We start from the raw sequence: 18,820 nt of genomic DNA, 5'->3' as shown, positions 1-18,820 counted from the left end.
AGTTTTTTTCAGTCTTTTCAATTTATACCCCAGTCCTATGAAAAAACTCAATTTTATTATTCTTGGCTTAATCAGCTTAATCTTTAGCTGTCAAGCCCCTCAAAGATCATCTGATGAAATATCGATTCCTTATGCCAAGGAAGAATGGAAAGGAGTCCAGGGAAAAACACTCGAAGACTCCGAACCCTATTTTATTAGCCCACCCAAAGCCCCGGAAGGCGCTCCCAATGTATTGATCATCATGCTGGATGATGCAGGATACTCCAATGCCAGTTCTTTTGGCGGGGTCATGCAAACACCAACCTTCGATCGAATTGGTGATGAAGGCATCCGCTATACCCATTTTTCAGTGTCAGCAGTGTGTTCACCAACGCGAGCTTCATTATTAACCGGTTATAATATTCATCAAATAGGGACAGGCATCATCTCAGAATTTGCAACCGGCTATCCAGGTTACAATTCACAAATCGATTACACCACCCCTTCTATCGCAAAAATTCTAAGCGAAAATGGCTATGCGACCGCAGCTTTTGGCAAATGGCACAATACACCTATGGAAGAGGCTTCACCTGCCGGACCCTATGAAAGCTGGCCAACAGGCATCTGGGGTTTTGACTATTTCTGGGGTTTTTTGGGCGGAGAGACGAATCAATTTCATCCACTCCTTTATGAAAACACAACGGCTATTGAAACTCCAAAAACCAATGTTGACGGTTCTACTTTCCACCTTTCACATGGGATGGCTGATCAGGCAATCAAGTGGCTAGACAACTGGAAAGGACTAAGAGACGATCCTTTTTTTATGTACTACACTCCAGGTGCGGTTCATGCACCAATTCAAGTGCCTAAAGAGTGGCGAGACAAATATAAAGGCAAGTTTGACGAAGGGTGGCATGTATATCGTGAGCAACTATTGGAGCGTCAGAAGAAATTGGGATTGGTTCCTGAAAATGCAAAGTTGGTGGATTGGCCCGAAAATATTCCAACCTGGGATTCTTTCAGTGAAGAAGGAAAAGCTTATTTGGCACGTCAGATGGAGATTAATGCGGCATTTCTAGAGCATGTTGATTATCATGCTGGACGTGTAATCGAACACCTGGAGGAGCTAGGTGAGCTAGACAACACCTTAGTCATCTATCTGACTGCTGACAATGGAAATACTGCCGAAGGAACCCCTACAGGCACTTTTTCTGAGTTACTTTTTCAGAATGGCTTTCCTCCCTTGACTATGGAACAGCAATTAGAGAAGCTTGAAGAGTTTGGAGGCATTGACGCCTGGGGAGGACCACATTTAGCCAATCACTATTCTGTTGGTTGGTCTTACGCGGGTTCCACACCTTATCAATGGACGAAACAAATTGCTTCCCATTTTGGTGGAACCATGTCTGCCACTGCCATTCGCTACCCAAAAGCAATAAAAGCCGAAGGCGAATGGCGAAGACAATTTCAGAATGTCACTGATCTCGTTCCTACCATTTTAGAAGTAACTGGAGTGCCTGAACCTGATTATGTAAATGGTCAGAAAAAAATAGAGTATCCTGGAAAATCACTTACCTATGCATGGAATGATCCGGAAGCTAAAACCAATCACCCCACTCAATATTTTGAAATGACTGGATTCTTGGGCATTTATCATGAGGGCTGGACACTTAGCGGAAAACCTTACCGTGTGCCTTGGTCTGTGGACCCCGAAGCATTAAAGAATTTTGATCCTTTGAATACCGAATGGGAATTGTACAACATAAATGAAGACCCTATTCAATCTGTGAATTTGGCAGATCAATACCCGGAAAAGGTGAAAGAACTGGAAGAATTGCTTTGGCAGGAAGCTGAAAAATATGACGTCTTTCCGATTGGCGCTTCAATGGGAAGGTCACTCCAGCCAGAATCCAATCCTCAACGAACTGCGAAAAAGTACTGGGAACTCACACCGAATGTGTATCGCGTACCTGAACTTGCAGGTCCGGAGATCAAATCCACCAACTACGAAATCAATGCCTACATCACCGCTGATAAAACAACGGAAGGTGTAATTTATGCTGTGGGAGAAAGACTCGGTGGACAAGTGCTATTTATCAAAGATGGTAAACTGCGCTATAGCTATTCCACGCTTGGCCTTTATTGGCATGACTTCCAAGGAAACGTGTCAATTCCGGAGGGAGAGGTAAAAATCACTCTGAAGCACACCATGAAAGAAGCTCGGCTGAATGGGCCTTCCTTAGTAGAATTCTTTATCAATGACCAAAAAGTGGGTGAAATGGATATTAAAGCGACTGTTTATGCCGCTTACACCGCTCATGAAACTTTTGACATTGGACGTGATGAAGGTCTACCGGTGAATGAAGAATATGCCGATAAGGGAAAATTTATCTTCACCAAAGGGCAATTGCATAAGGTGGTGTTTGAGATAGAGTAAAATCCGGAATAGCAAGATCTAAAGAAACAATTGGGGATGAATAGAATCATTCCCAATTGTTTTTGCAGCTCAAACCACTAGGTCTATTCTATTGAAAAGTAAGCTTGACTTTGGTTAGGTAGACAGAACCTTCCGTTTGGAGTTTTATTTTTCTTTGATTTCCAAGCGAATCATATTCATATTCAATTACTGAGGTCTTGGTTTCAAGCAATTTCCCATTCGAAAACTTTAAATTTCTACTTGAAACCTCATCTCCCATTGCATTAAAAGTGGATTCATTAATGCTGGTTAAACTATCCTTGCTGTTGTACCATTTCGTTTCGATCTTATTACCCTTGTCGTCGTAGGAAAATTCCAACCTGAATACCTGTACACTATCTTTGTTTAAGTTGAAAGAACGGACAACCTGCCCTTTTTTATCAAACTCGCTGTAAGAAATCTCACTTAATTTTCCATTTCGGATATACCTTGTCGTTGACCTTTTCCCTTTATCCAGCCACTGTATGGATTTTTCAAAAGTAACTTTGCCATTTGAGATATTTTTCTGAAGGATTAACCTTCCTTTTTTATCATAAGAATATTCGATTTTCATTCTCACTCTTCCGTCTAATTCATAATATTCAGCAGAGTCGAGAAAACTCTTTTTGGAGTAGAAATAACCAATACCGCCATTTATCCTTTCACCATCATTTCTTAAAGTTTGATAGAAAATTAATCTACCGGATTGATCAAAATCATAAACCTCTGTGCTCTCCAAAGCCGGTTCATCTATTTCCTCATTGCCATAAGACTCAAATCTCAAGATTTCCATTCTTGAAGGCTCGCCATTTAATCCTTCAAAAGGGACAAAATCCCTACTGCTCGAACAGGCAAAAAGTGTGAAAAGCAAGAATACCAGAATAAAAAACCTAGAGTTCATAGATTACAAATCATAAGAATTACATGATGGGAACTTCAAAATACCCTTAATCAAGACTAAGCGAAATCCGTCCTCAAGTCTACTAAAAATACTTGAATCAAAACTAGTTTTATAAAAACTTTTAGTTGATTTGTTAAAAAACTTGGATTTAAACCATTTTTTTTATGAAAAAAGCAGATTTCAGTCTAGCAAATGACTTTTTTAGTATGTATAAAAATTTTCTTATAATTAATTGATTTTCAGATTTCTATAATATTTTTACGGGATCAAATTGTTTAAAATGAAAAGATATTTATTTCCATTAATTCTACTTGCTGTAGCGAGTATTTCATCCTGTCAAAATGACAAGGAAGAACCTAATCCGAACAATGAACTTCCTTACGGATTAAATTCTGATCCAAGTATCCTGGCTGCCAGAGTTGATATTTCTCAAGCAGGCACAATCTTTCCTCTTCTTCAGAGTAACCTCCCCTCTTCCAGAGTCCAGCAGGTGGACTTTAATTTGGAATTACTCAGTGAGGTCAAACCACCACAACTACAAGAGCAAAGCCTACGGGCAGCCAATGTTAGGATAACTGGCGATCTTTTGGCCATTTCATACAATTTTGAAGGTAGCACCTACTTAGGAGGAATTGATATCGTCAATATTTCGGAGCCAAACTCGCCGAGACTAGTCACGCAGGTTTTGTTTGAAGATGGATCTGTGAGTGATGCTTTTATTGATGGTGATCATTTATATTTTGCAGGAGCATTGGACATTGATCAGACCAGTGGCTTAAGCTCCCCTGCTATTGTGGGAAAAATCCAGCTAAACGATGCCTCACAAGCTACTGACTCTTACTCCCAAATCGACTTGCCAAGCTTTGTGGGAACTTATTCCGAAAAAGGTTTCGATAGATACCTAGCTACCTCTGGCAACAGCGGCGGAGGCCTCACCATCCTTGATCAAAGCTTCGAAAGAATAGGATTTATCGACTTGCCAAATGCTAGATCTGTGGCTATTGGGGATACGACAGCCGCGGTACTCCAGGGCGAGCCTGGAAGAATTGCTGTGTTGGACAATAACCTAACACTGATCAATCAGTTTTCCATAGCAGGGGCGGGCAATCCTGAGGCAAAAGGTCAAGTAGATTACTTTAATTCCTTTTTGGCAGTGGCAGGAGGACCAGATGGAGTTCTCATTTACAATCCAATCGAAGGAGAGCTCATCACCACTCTTGAAATGAGTCCAATTGAAGGAGTCGCTGATTCTGATATTGTAGCCAATGGATTGGTGGCAGATGGAAGCAGTCTATTTATGGCAAATGGAGCCGCAGGCCTATATGTGGCGGATTTGATTGGTAATGAACTTGGAATCTTAGGAACATTCAATATAAATGCCTCTGCAAATGGGGTGGCCGTCAGCAATGACCTCGTAGTAATTGCAAATGGAACAGCTGGAACCCGGATATTGAAACTGACTAAGTCCAAGCCTGTGCAAGAGGGAGAGATTTTTAACGTTGATTTCTCCACTACCACGAGAGATGAACTGGCAGTCAAAGGCTGGGTATTTCAGTCTTTTTCTCAAAGAGATAACGAACTTCGAGGTGGCAGATATGGAGGACCTGATCGAGCAAATCTTTTGAATCCTAGTGCTTCTCAGAAAAACCAAGTAAAAATCCCAGCAGCTCAATTGATCTCGGTAAGCGAATTGAAAATTTCCATCCGTAGAGAACAGCCAACAGAAGTCTACGTATGGCTACAAAAGAAAGATGGTACCATTGAAGACTTGGGCTTAACCCGCTTAGCTGACAATAACTCAGTCCAAGACCTTGTATTTGATCTTAAAAACGCAGAAAACCTAGACTATGTGGTCGTAGGTGCCGTACCCGCAGCAGGTGGTTACGGTCGAGTCTATTTATCCAAAATCAGTCTTAGCGGTAAATATTAACCTCCCTAAAAAACAACTATTTCAAGGAAATCTTGGTCAAAATTATGGCCAAGGTTTTTTTGATCTTTATTTTTTCGGCTTTTTGATTAGGCTAGTGCTTTATGAGTATTTAGGTTTTGCTGCCAGAAAGAATTGTGTAAAGCCAAAACGGGAGCTAAAGGCTCAGAATTTGGAGGATTCAATCCAATTAAACAAAGAAAGAATCGCAACTTACATGATTGAGGATATTCAAACTACTTTTTCTCTTTCTGAGCTTTCTTCTCCTCTTTTTCTAGCTTTTTGAAATAGCCTCGGAACAAAAAGTTGGAACGCATGGCTTCCATATTGGTATTGAAACGCTCAGTACTGGATTCTAAATTGATCAAAGTCTGCATCAGTGTGGCCCTGAAAAGTGAATCTTCCAAAATCAACCCAGCAGTCCCCTCCCCTGCTTGAACTCCATTGATCAATTGATTGAAGTTTTGAAGCACTGCCTGGGTCTCAGAAGTGGTGGCCTCCAACTGCTCCAAACTACGCTCAAACCTAGCTGTCATAACTGTATCGGAAATCAAAGTCCCGGCTAATCCCTCCCCATTTTCTATATTTTCCAAGAGTTCTTTACCTGATGCTGCCATCTGAGTGGCCTGATCTCCCGCTCTTCGAAAAGAACGAATTGCATCCTTCAGCTCCAATAAAATCGTCGTGTCTGAAAGCGTATTCCAGAGGTTCTCGTTTTGGTTAAGTTTCTCTGAGATTTCCGAGAGATTCATCAGGGTATTTTGAAGATAATCCCCTGAACTATTCAGTTGGCGTAGCATATCTTCTGTTCCGATTTGCTCCAAAGGTATCAAGACATCACCTTCTTCTATGGGCAGAGATTCTCCTTCTTGGGGATGAATTTGAAGAATTTTATTGCCTATCAATCCATCCGTATTGATGGTAGTTCTTGCATTTTTGAGAATGAAGGGAGCCATTTTATTCCTGACCAGAAGTTCGACCTGAATCGTATTTTCATCCACCACATCGATATTACTGACAGTACCCACATTCATTCCCTTGTATAAGACATTATTGCCCGGCAAAAGACCATTTACATCCTGCATCTCCACATAAATGTGCATGGACCTGCCCAAAATATTCTGATTCCTTCCGATCATGTAAAGCGAAAAAACCAAAAACAATAAGCCTGCAAGGACAATTGCACCTAGCTTGGCATTGGATATTTTTTTATCTGTACTCATAGTCCTTCGAAGAAGTCACCCACTTTGGGGTCTTGGTTTTTGATAAGATTTTCGAATGTTCCTTCCGCATAATTCCTCCCCTCTATCAGCATAATGATGCGGTTGGCTGTCATTCGGATACAATTCATATCATGAGATATGATAATGGAGGCTGTATTATATTTTTCCTGAATTCGATTCATCAATTCACTGATCTCTCTTCCTGTGATCGGGTCCAAGCCGGTAGTAGGTTCATCGTACAAGATCACCTTTGGCTTAAGAATGATCGTTCGAGCCAGGGCTATTCGCTTTCGCATTCCACCAGAAAGCTCAGCCGGCATCATATCGATGGTATGCAAAAGCCCCACATCTTCCAGAGCCTCTTTGACGGCAGATTCGGCCTTCAGCTCGCGCTCTTCCTTGGTCCAGTGACGGCGGAGGGGAAACTCCAGATTTTGTCTAATCGTCATCGAGTCGTAGAGAGCATTGCTTTGAAATAAAAAGCCCACATCTGCGCGAAGTAAATCCATTTCATCTTGGTCGAGCAAACTGATATCCTGATCAAGAATGCTAATAGTGCCACTATCCGGTTCGATCAGTCGAATGATGCATTTTATCAAAACTGATTTTCCGGACCCTGACTTACCCAATATCACCAAATTTTCCCCTTCGGAAAGCTGAAGAGAAAAGTCTCTCAGCACATGATTCTGTCCAAAAGACTTGTTCAAACGATCCACCTCGATTATTGCTTTGTCTTTTATCATGACATCAGGTAAGACCTAGAACATCCGCAACTTGAACCGCGATCAAATCAAGAATAAACACCAAAAGAGAAGCCACAATCACAGCCGTGGTGGCCGACCTTCCGACACCTTCGGTTCCTTTTTGGGAATTATAGCCCTTGTAGCAACCGACAATTCCTATAGCAAATCCAAAGAAAATCGTCTTGACCATCGCAGGTACAAAATCTCCGTAAATCAAGGCTTTATAAGCTTGATACCAATACAATGACCAACTCACATCTCCTTTAAGATTGGCTCCCAAATACCCACCATAGAGTGAAATCGCAATAGCTAAACTCGATAAAATCGGCACCATCACAGTCGAGGCCAAAACCCGAGTCACCACCAGATACTTGAATGGGTTCGTTCCCGAGACTTCCATGGCATCAATCTGCTCAGTCACCCGCATAGAACCTAGCTCCGCCCCTATTCCCGAGCCGATTTTTCCAGCACAAATCAAGGCAGTGATGACAGGCGCTATTTCCCTGACCAAAGAAACCGAAACCATGGATGGCAGTAAGGCATCTGCCCCAAATTCTACCAAGGTTGGTCGAGACTGAATAGTCAAAACCAAGCCCATAATAAAGGCTGTAATTCCGACAAGTGTAAAAGTTTTGTAACCAATGTGATAGCTTTGGTTTACAAACTCCTCCCACTCCTGCTTAGGCTTGGTCACCTCACGGAAAAATCGCCCCGTAAATCGAGCTATTTCACCAACTTCCCTGAAAAAGGGAGTATCTAATTTATCCAGTAGAGCCATAGACTTTTTTCTATGTACCAAATTCCCCAATCTTCCCGACAAAAGGTCTTGCCAAGATCAAGTCATTTTATGATAAAAATCAGGTATTAGAGCCACCAAAATCCAAATAGCTCTAAAATGCCTCCTACCGATCAAAAAGATATGGTTTCACTTGGCAAAATGGCTGGTGTTAAAAAGTCAGGAAAAATTATCTTTGATTACATTCAATTGAAATCCGAAAAAAATGAGCCCAAAACGAATCTTCTTCACCGGCGGATCCGGAAAAGCCGGAAAGCATGTCATTCCCTACCTCCTGGATCAAGGTCATCGCGTCATGAATGTGGACCTAAAACCACTAGATCATCCTGGAGTGGATAATCTCATAGCAGATATTACCGACTCGGGCCAAATGTTCAATGCCATGAGTAGCTATGCGGGTTTTGATGAATTGGAGCCGGGAACCGGTGTTCCCAAGTTCGATGCGGTGGTCCATTTTGCGGCGGTAGCCAGAATCCTGATCAATCCCGATAATGAAACCTTCCGAGTGAATGCTGTTGGAACTTATAATGTCATCGAGGCAGCAGTCAAACTAGGCATTAAAAAGATCATCATTGCATCTTCAGAGACAACTTATGGGATTTGCTTCTCAGATGGGAAGACCAATCCCAATTACTTGCCCCTAGACGAAGAATACGATGTGGACCCGATGGATAGCTATGGCTTATCCAAGGTGGTCAATGAACAAACCGCGAGAGCCTTTCAGCGACGCTCAGGTTTTGATATCTATGCTTTGCGTATCGGAAATGTGATCGAGCCTCATGAGTACCAAGAACTTTTCCCTCACTATTTCAAGCACCCTGAAGTCCGGAGAAGAAATGCATTCTGCTATATCGATGCACGGGATTTAGGGCAAATCGTGGATCTCTGTCTCCAAAAAGACGGTTTGGGTTTTGAAATTTTCAATGCAGGAAATGATCACAACGGGGCAATTATCCCTAGCAAAGAGCTCGCTGATCGTTTCTTTCCCGGAGTCCCGCTGAAATGGAAAATGGAAGAACATGAAGCTTTGTTTTCCAACCGCAAGATCAGAGAAGTATTGGGTTTTAAGGAGCAGCACAACTGGAGAAAGTATGTGAAAGGGGAATAGAAAACGCTTTCTTCACCCCTTACCAATCATCCTTAAAATTTCGTCTCTCATACGATTAAAGCCTCGATTCAATCGCTTAGAATCCCTTTTTCAAAATTTTCAACTAACTTAAAGCGAAACACACCAAAATCTCTTTTTTTATGCAAATAGCCATTCATAATTGGATGCGGGCAGAAACCTTAGAAAGCACCCTTCAGCGGATTTCTGCTCTTGGATATACCCATCTCGAAATTCAAGGTGCTCCCGAAAGCTACGATAGCAGCCAAGTCAAGGAGCTTTTAGAAAAGTATAATATCAAGTGTTGGGGTTCTGTGACCCTGATGCTTGAAGAGCGAAATCTACTAGCCAAGGATCCCGATCAGCGAAAACGATCTGTGCAATATGTCTTGGATCTCGCTCAGCTGGTTGCCGACCTAGGAGGTAAGGTGATTTCCTTTGTGCCTGCCACGGTAGGTAAAATCATCCCCGATGCCCGTCCAGAGGAAGAATGGGAATGGGCTGTGGAAGGAGTAAAAGAAGTTTATGAATTCACAGAAGCCAATGGACTTCAAATTGGGATTGAACCGATCAATCGATTTGAGACCTATTTCATCAATCGTGGTGCACAGGCTTTAGCACTCGCAGAAGCTGTTGGGCCCAATTGCGGCGTCTGTTTAGATACTTTTCACATGAATATCGAAGAAGTTGATATGTTTGAAACGATCCGGCAGGTAGGTTCAAGACTAGTCAACTTCCACGTGGCCGATAATAACCGAATGGCTCCGGGGATGGGCAAGTTAAATTGGGAAAAAATCATGGCTACGCTCAAAGAAATCGAGTATGACAAGGTGCTTTCTGTGGAATTTTGCCCACCTATCGATCGTACTCCGGCCAATCCATACCCAAACTCCATCGATGAAGCACCGGAAGGTCTGAGTCCCGAGCAGCTGAAATTCCTACAAGACCACGGCAGTACAGCGGTCACTGAGGATTTCTACACTATGCTGACTCAGCGATCCATTGATCAACTCAAACCATTCCTCAGATGAAAATCGCCAATATTGAAGCATACTGGCTTCGCTGCCCCATTCCAAAGGAAAAGCAACACCGCTCCGACTACGGTCTGCTGACTAATTTTGACATGACCTTGGTGGTAGTGACCACAGACACAGGCCTTCAGGGATTCGGCGAGGCCAAAGCTGCTGTTGGCTCCTCAGGGTCTTGCGCCAGCATTGTGAGCTGCGTGGAGAATGAGTTAAAACCTGCCCTCATCGGACAAGACGCCAGCCAAATCAACCGGATCTGGGAAATTGTCTACAACGGTACCCGAGACCATTACGCACTTTCCAGAGGTCGAAAATTCCCCATCCTAGGTAGAAGAGGATTGACTATTTCCGCTCTGAGCGGCATTGATACGGCACTTTGGGATATCAAAGGAAAAGCCTTGGGAGTACCCGTGGTAGAACTTCTCGGAGGAAGCTGCCGGGACAAAATGCCTGCTTACGCCAGCGGTGGCTGGGCAGGTGCTGATGCGATTGGGGAGCAATTGAAAGGATATACTGAAAAAGGGTTTTCAGGAGTGAAAATGCGTGTGGGCGTCATGGACGAAACGGTAGCTGAAAGCATCAAGCGGGTTCGCGCGGCAAGAGAAGCGCTACCCGACCATATCAAATTGATGACTGATGCCCATGGCACCTTTAGTGTTCCCGAAGCCAAGCAATTTTGTAGCGGTGTCGAAGATTGCAACCTCTATTGGTTTGAAGAGCCAATCAGTCCGGACAATCGAATAGGGACAGCCGAAGTCAGAGCTAGTACCCATATTCCTATAGCGGCTGGTGAAAGTGAATACACGGCTTTTGATGTGCGCGATTTAATTTCGGAGAAGGCGATAGATGTGATTCAACCCGATTGCGCGATTATCGGCGGCATCACAGAAGCCATGCGCGTATCTCAACTGGCTCATACCTATCAACTGGAACTCGCACCTCATTGCTGGGGATCTGCATTTTCATTCATGGCTGGACTTTCGGTAGCTTTTGCTTCACCTTCGGCCAATGTGATCGAGTTTTCCTTGGGAGGAAATCCGATGATGTATGAACTGGTCAAAGAGAAGATCAGTGTGGATGAAAAAGGGATGCTTTCCCAACCTACCCTACCCGGTTTGGGGCTCACTCCAAATTGGGATTTTGTAAAAGAATTCAAACAATAAAAATCATGGCAAAAGCAATCAATATCAATCATGTAGCCTTGGTAGTCACGAATCTGGAAGAAGCTTGTCAATTCTATGAAAAAGAATTGGGCTTGGAAGCTATTCCTGCCTTTCTTTTTGACTATCCCACGGCCTTTTTCAAAATCAACGAGGACCAGCAATTACACCTGACCGAATGGGAAGATGTTTTTTCATTTAGGGGGCATATATGTCTGCAGGTGGATGATATTAATGCCATTTATTGGCGGATGAAAGAATTGGGGGTCATCGATATCAAGCCATGGGGACATGTGCGTCAGCTTCCCGATGGACCGATTCAAATGTTTGTCAGAGACCCTTCCGGAAATTTGCTCGAACTTTCTTCTGCACCGGATGCCAAAATCGATCCCAAGATATTCGAGGATGAGCTTTTCAAGCCGGGGATTTATGTATCAGGAAGAAATGATTTCCGAGGATACAAAACCAAGGACGCGACGCTATATCACAAAAATAAATGAGCCAGAGAATCCTTCTTTTGGAAACCCTCGCAGAAGAAGCGATGGAGTTATTAAACGCTTCGGAAGATGTGGAAATAGTCATTGCACTGGATGAAATAAGTCTACAGGAGGCATTGGAGAAACCGGATTTTCAGGCTATCATCACTAGAGGCAAAGGGCAAGTGAGGAGTCAATTGATGGATCAAATACCCAGTCTTCAAGTAATTGCCCGAGCGGGAGTTGGCCTGGACAACATCGATGTCGATGAGGCAAGCCAAAGAAACATTAAGGTTGTCAATGCCCCTAACAGCAACGCCAATACCATTGCAGAGCATACCATTAGCCTCATGCTGAATCTTCAACGGAACCTTTTCAATGCTTTCAATATGGTCAAAGAGGGTCGATGGATGGAGCGTGGCAATTATGTCGGGGATGAACTACATGGAAAAACCCTCGGAGTTTTAGGAATGGGAAATATTGGTAAGAAAGTAGCCCGAATAGCTGAAGCGCTAGGCATGGAGGTTTGCTATTGGAGTGCTTACCGTGAACCTGTCTCCTATGCTATGCTGACTTTTGATGAGGTATTGAAAAAATCTGACGTCATCACCATCCACCTCCCTTTGACTAGTGATACAGAAAATCTAATTAGTCAGGAAGCTTTTGATCAGATGAAGGAAGGAGCTATTCTCATCAATACGGCGAGAGGAAAAATCATAGACCAGGAATCTTTGATCAATGCTTTGAACTCCGGAAAACTGGGTGGCTTTGGGGCTGATGTTTTAGCAGACGAACCACCAAAAGCAGACGAGCCATTGGTCACACACCCCAATACTTTAATCACTGCTCATGTGGGTAGTCTGACCAAGACGACCTACACCAAAATGTGTACAATGACCGTGGAAAACACCCTTGCGATTTTGCAAGGAAAAGACCCGATGGAGAATTGTATATTCAATCAACAAAGCTTAAAGGGATAAAAAATTTTGAACCTAGAGACTACGCTCTAAAACTTAAAGCTTAACGATTATTTTTTTTACCGCCTTTATTCCAAAAAAAACCTAATTTTCTGCCGTGAATTCACTTTGTTTCCAATAATTTTTTGGAAGAAATAAAGGAATACGAATGAAATTTAAAAACTAGACTCTGAAGAGCATTTTATTGAGGATTACCAAATTTTGAAACCAAAAGCTTACCTGTTTTTCATCGTTCTTTCCTTCTCCTATTTCCTAGGATCATCGGATAATCATGCTCAATCAACAAATCTCTGGGCTGATTCCTCTTCCCAAAAGAAAAATTATGTCATGGAAATCTGGGACAATTCCAATGGACTTCCCCAGAATGCAGTTTTTGCGCTTGAAAAGGACGAATTCGGATACATTTGGGTTTCCACTGAAGAAGGCTTGGTAAGACTTGACGGGATATCTTCCAAAGTATTTGACAGGGAAAGCTACCCCATCATGCAGGAGCAGACTTATTTTACTTTTTTTAATACCAAGAAAGGAATATGGGCATCGGGAGATAGAAGTATTGCCTTTCTCAATAAAAGCATTCTCAAGGTAATCGATTGTAGTAGTATCACGGAAAATTCCTCGATTAGAGCTGTTTTCGAAGATACAAATGGAAATCTATTGATTGGCAACTCAAAAGGTGAAATCTACCGCTTTGAAAATGAGCCATTCGTTCCGCTGGAGTTTTGGAAACCAGAGGTTGATCTTGAGATACAAAGCTTTTTCCAGCTCAGCCCATCAGAGCTGTTAGTTGGCACAACTAATGGTCTTTATAAATTAAATCTTGAGAAAAACACTACAACTGAGATAGCTCCAAGCAGCTTCTCTGCGATGAAGGTATTCGGCAATTCGAACCTTCCTTATGTCTTTTCGCCCCAAGAGGGAATTTTTAAAATCAATCAGGAACTTCAATTAGAAGAAATTGTCCCGATCGATGGAATTCAGGACATGATCCACTTCAGTCTGACCTTAGATGAGGAAAATCGAATTTGGGGGAGTTCATCGGAAAAAGGCCTGATGATTATTGACAATGGCGAGGTCACTCGCTTTTATTATCCTGAATTGAATAACTACACCGTCAGAGGAATCATCAAAGATGAAACGAACCTCTACCTAGGCACACTTGGAAAAGGCTTGGCCATCGTAAAACCCGCCAAGGTCAAGCAGCCTAAATTCGATGAACTTCAAAAGAAAAACATCAAAGCCCTGATCCAAGGAAACGATAGCAGTATCTGGGTAGGCACACAATCAGATGGCCTATTTCGGGTTGTTGGAGATGAGATTCAATCCTGGAGGCAAGAAGACGGTTTGCTAACGAATGGTGTTACCACTTTGGCGACAAAAGAGGGAAAAGCCTACATTGGGTCAAGTGCGGGAGTTTCAATCTTAGATATACGATCAGGAAAATTCACAAACTTTTTCACTCAAGAGAATGGTCTTAAAAACAATTACGTTCAGGCTGTTTTCAAAGATTCAAAAAACACGATTTGGATCCTGACCAGAAATGGAGGGCTTCATTATATCGTGGAAAATGGAACAATTCAGGAAGTAGATCTACCTGCAGAATTTAAAAGGACAAGATTCGTCTCCATCCTTGAAAGCTCCAATGGAGATATGATTATTGGCTCGATGAGCAAAGGAATGTTTCGGATAAGAGATGGGGTCTTTGTCGAAAATCAGCCTCTTCCGCTGACTCCCGGTGAAAACATCATCTATTGTATCCATGAGGATAAAAATGGAGACCTGTTTTTTGGTACGCATGGAGGATTGATCATGCTACGCGATGGTCAGTTCAAATCCCTCAAAAAACAGAACGGACTTCAAACGCAGGCTGTCTACAGCATTACAGACGATGGAAAAAATGGCTATTGGATCACCAATAATTTTGGGGCTCAGTTTTTTTCCTACCAAGAATTCAATCTATTCAAAGAAAGTACTGACGATTCATTTTTCATAGGATCTACCCTCTATGATCAAAGTGTAGGCATGCCCAATTCAGAGGCAAATGGTCTTATTTTCCCGGCAGTAGCACGAGATTTTAAAGGGAGAATTTGGGTCCCTACCGTGGAAGGGGTAGGCATCATTGACCCGAGTCTGCAATCCGGCATGGAAAAAGAAGAGATCGATTTTCAATGGGATGAACTTCAATATGGAGATAAAAAGGAAACCATCAATGAAGAAATAATCATCCCGGCAGGGATCCGCATGTTTCAGGTTTCTTTCAGTCTTATTGATTTCAAAAACCCTTCACAATATTCCGTTTTTTACTTGATCGAAAGCAAATCAGACAACTGGCTACCACTAAAGGATCAGCGATTTCTGTACTTCAATGGTCTCAAACCGGGGAATTATAACTTGAAAGTAAAAATACTCCGCTATGGACAGCAAGAGGCGATCTATTCCTTACCAATCAGGGTCTCCGCTTCTTTCTTTGAAACCCTCTTTTTCAAAATTAGCTTAGGGCTAGCACTTATACTTTTGATATACCTTGCTCTAAACTTTTATTTAAGTAAAAAGTTAAAAGTTCAACTAGAAGCAAAAGTTTCCAAACGAACTTTGGAACTTAGCCATACAAACGAGAAGCTTAAAGAGGCTGTAAAAGAAATAGAAAAGCAAAAAGAGGTATTGCATGAACTTACCTGGAACCAATCACATTTATTGAGAGCTCCTTTGTCAAAAGCTATTGGAATCAATCAATTGCTATTAAACTATTCAAAATACCAAAAGGTGGAAAAGAGTAAAGAAGAGCTAGAGCAAGAGCTATTGTCTTCGTTAAAGCAGGTGGATGAAATCCTGAAAGATACTTTCACCAAATCTGAAAACTTGAAGAAGTCATGATAAAGAACCTCCAAAAAGTCTTAATCATTGACGATGATTCAGGTATTCTTTTCCTACATGAAATAATTGTCCGAGAAGTAGGTTTACACCCCAAACCCCATACCTTTTCAAACGCTGAAGAAGCTTTGGAATTACTGAAATCAGAAGATGAAATGGGCAATTCTGCCCTTATTTTTCTGGATATAAATATGCCCATAATGGACGGTTGGAAGTTTTTAGAGGAGCTTTCATCGACTATTCGAGAAAGCGATATCAAAGTAATTATGGTCACTTCTTCCCTCGATAAACGAGATCGGGAAAGGTCAAAGCGTTTCAAAATGGTAATTGATTTTTGGGAAAAACCAATGGATGAAGCTCAGGTAAAGTCTCTGATAAAAAAGTTAGAGAATTAGTCAACTGAGCGTCTTGAAGTTGACACTTTTTCACCCATCAATGGATTGAATTTTTGCGGATTTTTTAGAAAATCAGCTATTTTAACTAATCTATAAATTCAGATTATTAAAGTTCCCATTTTCCTAATGTCCATTTTACAATCCTTCAAATTCACCGCAATACTTCTTGTTCTTTTCTCAGCAGGACTTCTCCAAGCACAAGTCCAAATAGTAGCTGATCAGGATATGGAGAAAAATCTCACGCTCATCTCCTACAATACAAGTGAAATCCCCTACACGATTCAAATCGAGTTTGTAAGCCTTGAAAACCTAAAATCTCTCGAAGGGGATTTGATCTTCAAAGTTGCTCGCCCGGGCAAGACAAACCTTGTAACTCTACAATCGATCTACATAAATGAAAAAACGAGCTTCAATTACCGCACCCAATTATTCAAGGGCGAATATTTACCTAATGCTGACTCAGAATTTCCCTATTTAGTCCCTTTTGAGAAGGGAGTGACCTTCAGCATGCGCAGAATCATCCCGAAGGCAAATCCTTCGATTCTGGTCGAGAATCTTCCCTACACCGGTGTCTTGTTTTTCACCGAGAGCCCTACCCAAATCTGCGCCCCAAGGAAAGGGATTGTTTCGGAAATGAGAATGGACCTACCTAGCAATTCGCAAGAAATCGCTGACTTCGAATCAGAAAATTTTATCGAAATCTATCATCAAGATGGCACCTTTAGCCGTCTGAGCGGAATAAAAGAAAACTCTGCCAAGGTTTCAATAGGTGAAATGGTAATTCCCGGCCAAATCATCGCTGAACTTTCCGATCCAACAAATGGCTCCGAATATCAAATAAAAATGATCCAAAGTCGATGGGATTTTAATGAAAATGGGCTGCAATGGATCAATTTTCCTGTGAAGCTGGAAACTGCAAATGCTCAGCTGAAAAGCGATCAGACAGCAGATGATTTAACCTCCACCCATTCAGAGGAATTGATCATCCGAGAAATGGATAAAAAAGAGCTAAAGAAGTACAAAAAGAACTAGATCCTACCTGAGGTCTTAGGCTTGGTCCCGAACCTTTGTGAATAACGCGAGATGATTAGTCTCAACCTTCAAATACGAGAAAGGTCATTGTGGCAACAAGCCAAATCACAACTACACAAAAAGAAAAGGGATAGCCCGAAAGCTACCCCTTCATCCCCAAAAAAGTCGCCTAACCCAGGGGACTTGGACTTCACATCACCCCATTTTGTGCGAAGCCCAGTTTTTTTATGCTTGAATGATCGCGTCTCGTAATACTTCACTGTTCAGCAATGCGCCGAATTCTCCAATGATGGATTCAGGGACATTATTTTCCAAAGCCCCCTCAACGACTGCCTGAACAAACAAGTCATAATCCTCAGCTGTGATTAAACCTGTCATTCTGGAATTTACCGTTGGGTCATGCGCATCTCGCATATTCAAGCCATTGTACTCAATATTAGTCGATCCGATATTGGCTGCAAGAAAATCCGAAAACCCTCCAACCAATGTCGTAAAGCCACTTGTATCACCGGCTCCTACCTCATTTAAGAGTACCGTAAAGTAAGGTTGCAAATCATCATACTTTCCTCCCTCATTAGTAGCAATCACCAAGACGGTGGAAGTGACCACCGCTCTGAGTGGAAGATAACCCGCTTCGATCAAGGTGCCGGGATTGTCAGGATCCTCTACCAGACCAGAACCTCCAAGGCGTGTATACAAGTCCAAATTTTCACCATCAGGCCGCTGCACGATAGGCTCGCGAACAGACTCCAAAAGATCTCCAACTGGGCCCAATACCTCAGGACTGGTGATTCCAGCTTCAGCGGCACCTGCTACTACAGCTTGAATAAACAAGTCATAATCGGCATCATTGATCAGACCATTCATTCTTGGGTTGGTCGAATTATGTGCTTCAGCCATATTCAATCCCGTATACTGGAAATTCTGTGCACCAGTAGCCTCAGCCAAAAAGATGGTAAAGTCTTGTACCAGAGTGGTGAAACCCGACAATTCATTTCTACCTACCTCGTTCAATAAAACAGAGAAATAGGGTTGTAAGTCATTGTACGTTCCCCCTTCATTGGTAGCGATCTCCAAGACCGTATTTGTCACTACCGTGCGGAGGTTCAAAAAACCCTGCTCCACCATTTGGCCGGGATTGTCAGGATCTGGGACCATCGTCTCTCCACCCAACTTTGTGGCATAGAAAGAGGTGTCCATCATGGGAGGTGTGGGATCATCTTCTCCGCAGGCGAAAAAGACAAAAACACCTAATACCCAAAGCTTGCTAAAAGATAAATTCTTGAGTTTCATAGTTATTTTTATTTAGTAAAGATGGATTGAAATAGACTTCCTAATTGATAAGTGAAGCTGTCCTTTGGAATGGCAGGGCAGCTACTCGCCAGTTCTTCAGCGCTGGGACGATAGAGACTAGCTTGTAAATTGAGTTTTGAGCCTAATTCAGCGGCTAAATCGTCCCCACTGACTTGCTTGCGGTCATAAAGAAGGATGAAATGACCTTGGTCCAGATTAGTCCGGAAGGCCCTGATATAAGGCTTTGCAAGAAAGTCCTGCTTGATTTCATTCACTGAAAGTGAATCGAGCTGATTGGCCACTTCGATTTTGCCCATGGACCAATTGGGTCCCTCAGGTACCGCTTTTCCCGTAACCATATAGATATGAACTGCCAAAACCAAGACTAGCAAAAAGAGGATAGAACCAATAGAAAGAATTATTTTTTTGATCATGACTTTATCTGTTTTGGTGACATACGAA

At 42.3% G+C, this 18,820-nt stretch carries 16 protein-coding genes; 10 read left to right on the top strand and 6 right to left on the bottom strand.

From position 1 onward, the window contains the following. Window positions 1-37: 37 nt before the first annotated feature. Entirely contained in the window at window positions 38-2,416 is a 2,379-nt protein-coding gene (locus CDH51_RS16680) for a sulfatase-like hydrolase/transferase (protein WP_100629679.1), read from the top strand. An 88-nt stretch (window positions 2,417-2,504) separates the two neighbouring features. Here CDH51_RS16680 and CDH51_RS16675 read toward each other — a convergent pair whose 3' ends face one another. Beyond that, window positions 2,505-3,335 (bottom strand): hypothetical protein, encoded by an 831-nt coding sequence (locus CDH51_RS16675; RefSeq protein WP_100629678.1) that lies wholly within the window; start codon window positions 3,333-3,335, stop codon window positions 2,505-2,507. Window positions 3,336-3,615: 280 nt separating this feature from the next. Between CDH51_RS16675 and CDH51_RS16670 the strand changes: the two genes are divergently transcribed. Further along, entirely contained in the window at window positions 3,616-5,265 is a 1,650-nt protein-coding gene (locus tag CDH51_RS16670) for an LVIVD repeat-containing protein (RefSeq protein WP_100629677.1), read from the top strand. A 233-nt stretch (window positions 5,266-5,498) separates the two neighbouring features. Here CDH51_RS16670 and CDH51_RS16665 read toward each other — a convergent pair whose 3' ends face one another. Genes CDH51_RS16665 through CDH51_RS16655 form a run of 3 tightly spaced genes read right to left on the bottom strand, consistent with a single transcriptional unit; the run spans window position 5,499 to window position 8,006 of the window. Further along, window positions 5,499-6,485 (bottom strand): MlaD family protein, encoded by a 987-nt coding sequence (locus CDH51_RS16665; RefSeq protein WP_100629676.1) that lies wholly within the window; start codon window positions 6,483-6,485, stop codon window positions 5,499-5,501. After that, entirely contained in the window at window positions 6,482-7,228 is a 747-nt protein-coding gene (locus tag CDH51_RS16660) for an ABC transporter ATP-binding protein (protein ID WP_100629675.1), read from the bottom strand. Before CDH51_RS16660 ends, CDH51_RS16665 begins: the two co-directional genes overlap by 4 nt. 4 nt (window positions 7,229-7,232) lie before the next feature. Further along, window positions 7,233-8,006, bottom strand: a complete 774-nt coding sequence (locus tag CDH51_RS16655) for an MlaE family ABC transporter permease (protein ID WP_100629674.1) — start codon at window positions 8,004-8,006, stop codon at window positions 7,233-7,235. A gap of 223 nt (window positions 8,007-8,229) precedes the next feature. Here CDH51_RS16655 and CDH51_RS16650 point away from each other — a divergent pair, with 223 nt between their 5' ends. From CDH51_RS16650 to CDH51_RS16615, 8 genes are all read left to right on the top strand, one after another. Further along, the gene (locus CDH51_RS16650; RefSeq protein WP_100629673.1) at window positions 8,230-9,132 is read left to right on the top strand and encodes an NAD-dependent epimerase/dehydratase family protein; all 903 of its coding nucleotides are present in this window, start codon (window positions 8,230-8,232) and stop codon (window positions 9,130-9,132) included. 140 nt (window positions 9,133-9,272) lie between these two features. Next, window positions 9,273-10,160, top strand: coding sequence for a sugar phosphate isomerase/epimerase family protein (locus CDH51_RS16645; protein ID WP_100629672.1), 888 nt, complete (start codon window positions 9,273-9,275; stop codon window positions 10,158-10,160). Continuing rightward, window positions 10,157-11,320, top strand: coding sequence for a mandelate racemase/muconate lactonizing enzyme family protein (locus tag CDH51_RS16640; protein WP_100629671.1), 1,164 nt, complete (start codon window positions 10,157-10,159; stop codon window positions 11,318-11,320). The genes CDH51_RS16645 and CDH51_RS16640 overlap by 4 nt, the downstream gene beginning before the upstream one ends. Before the next feature lie 5 nt (window positions 11,321-11,325). Continuing rightward, window positions 11,326-11,817: a VOC family protein gene (locus CDH51_RS16635; RefSeq protein WP_024283060.1), complete on the top strand. Its 492-nt coding sequence runs from the start codon at window positions 11,326-11,328 to the stop codon at window positions 11,815-11,817. Further along, window positions 11,814-12,773, top strand: a complete 960-nt coding sequence (locus tag CDH51_RS16630) for a 2-hydroxyacid dehydrogenase (protein ID WP_100629670.1) — start codon at window positions 11,814-11,816, stop codon at window positions 12,771-12,773. Before CDH51_RS16635 ends, CDH51_RS16630 begins: the two co-directional genes overlap by 4 nt. A 198-nt stretch (window positions 12,774-12,971) precedes the next feature. Further along, window positions 12,972-15,641, top strand: coding sequence for a ligand-binding sensor domain-containing protein (locus CDH51_RS16625; RefSeq protein WP_100629669.1), 2,670 nt, complete (start codon window positions 12,972-12,974; stop codon window positions 15,639-15,641). After that, window positions 15,638-16,033: a response regulator gene (locus CDH51_RS16620; protein WP_100629668.1), complete on the top strand. Its 396-nt coding sequence runs from the start codon at window positions 15,638-15,640 to the stop codon at window positions 16,031-16,033. The genes CDH51_RS16625 and CDH51_RS16620 overlap by 4 nt, the downstream gene beginning before the upstream one ends. 126 nt (window positions 16,034-16,159) lie before the next feature. After that, the gene (locus CDH51_RS16615; RefSeq protein ID WP_100629667.1) at window positions 16,160-17,065 is read left to right on the top strand and encodes a peptidoglycan DD-metalloendopeptidase family protein; all 906 of its coding nucleotides are present in this window, start codon (window positions 16,160-16,162) and stop codon (window positions 17,063-17,065) included. A 225-nt stretch (window positions 17,066-17,290) separates the two neighbouring features. Here the strand turns inward: CDH51_RS16615 and CDH51_RS16610 are convergent, their stop codons facing one another. Both CDH51_RS16610 and CDH51_RS16605 read right to left on the bottom strand, forming a co-directional pair. Further along, complete coding sequence (locus tag CDH51_RS16610) at window positions 17,291-18,358, bottom strand: globin family protein (RefSeq protein ID WP_100629666.1); 1,068 nt, start codon at window positions 18,356-18,358, stop codon at window positions 17,291-17,293. Between the two features lie 8 nt (window positions 18,359-18,366). After that, complete coding sequence (locus CDH51_RS16605; protein WP_100629665.1) at window positions 18,367-18,792, bottom strand: hypothetical protein; 426 nt, start codon at window positions 18,790-18,792, stop codon at window positions 18,367-18,369. Between the last annotated feature and the right edge of the window lie 28 nt (window positions 18,793-18,820).

Source organism: Algoriphagus formosus (assembly GCF_002807035.1).
Taxonomy (GTDB): Bacteria; Bacteroidota; Bacteroidia; order Cytophagales; family Cyclobacteriaceae; genus Algoriphagus; species Algoriphagus formosus.
This window is presented reverse-complemented; position numbering and strand designations above follow the sequence as displayed.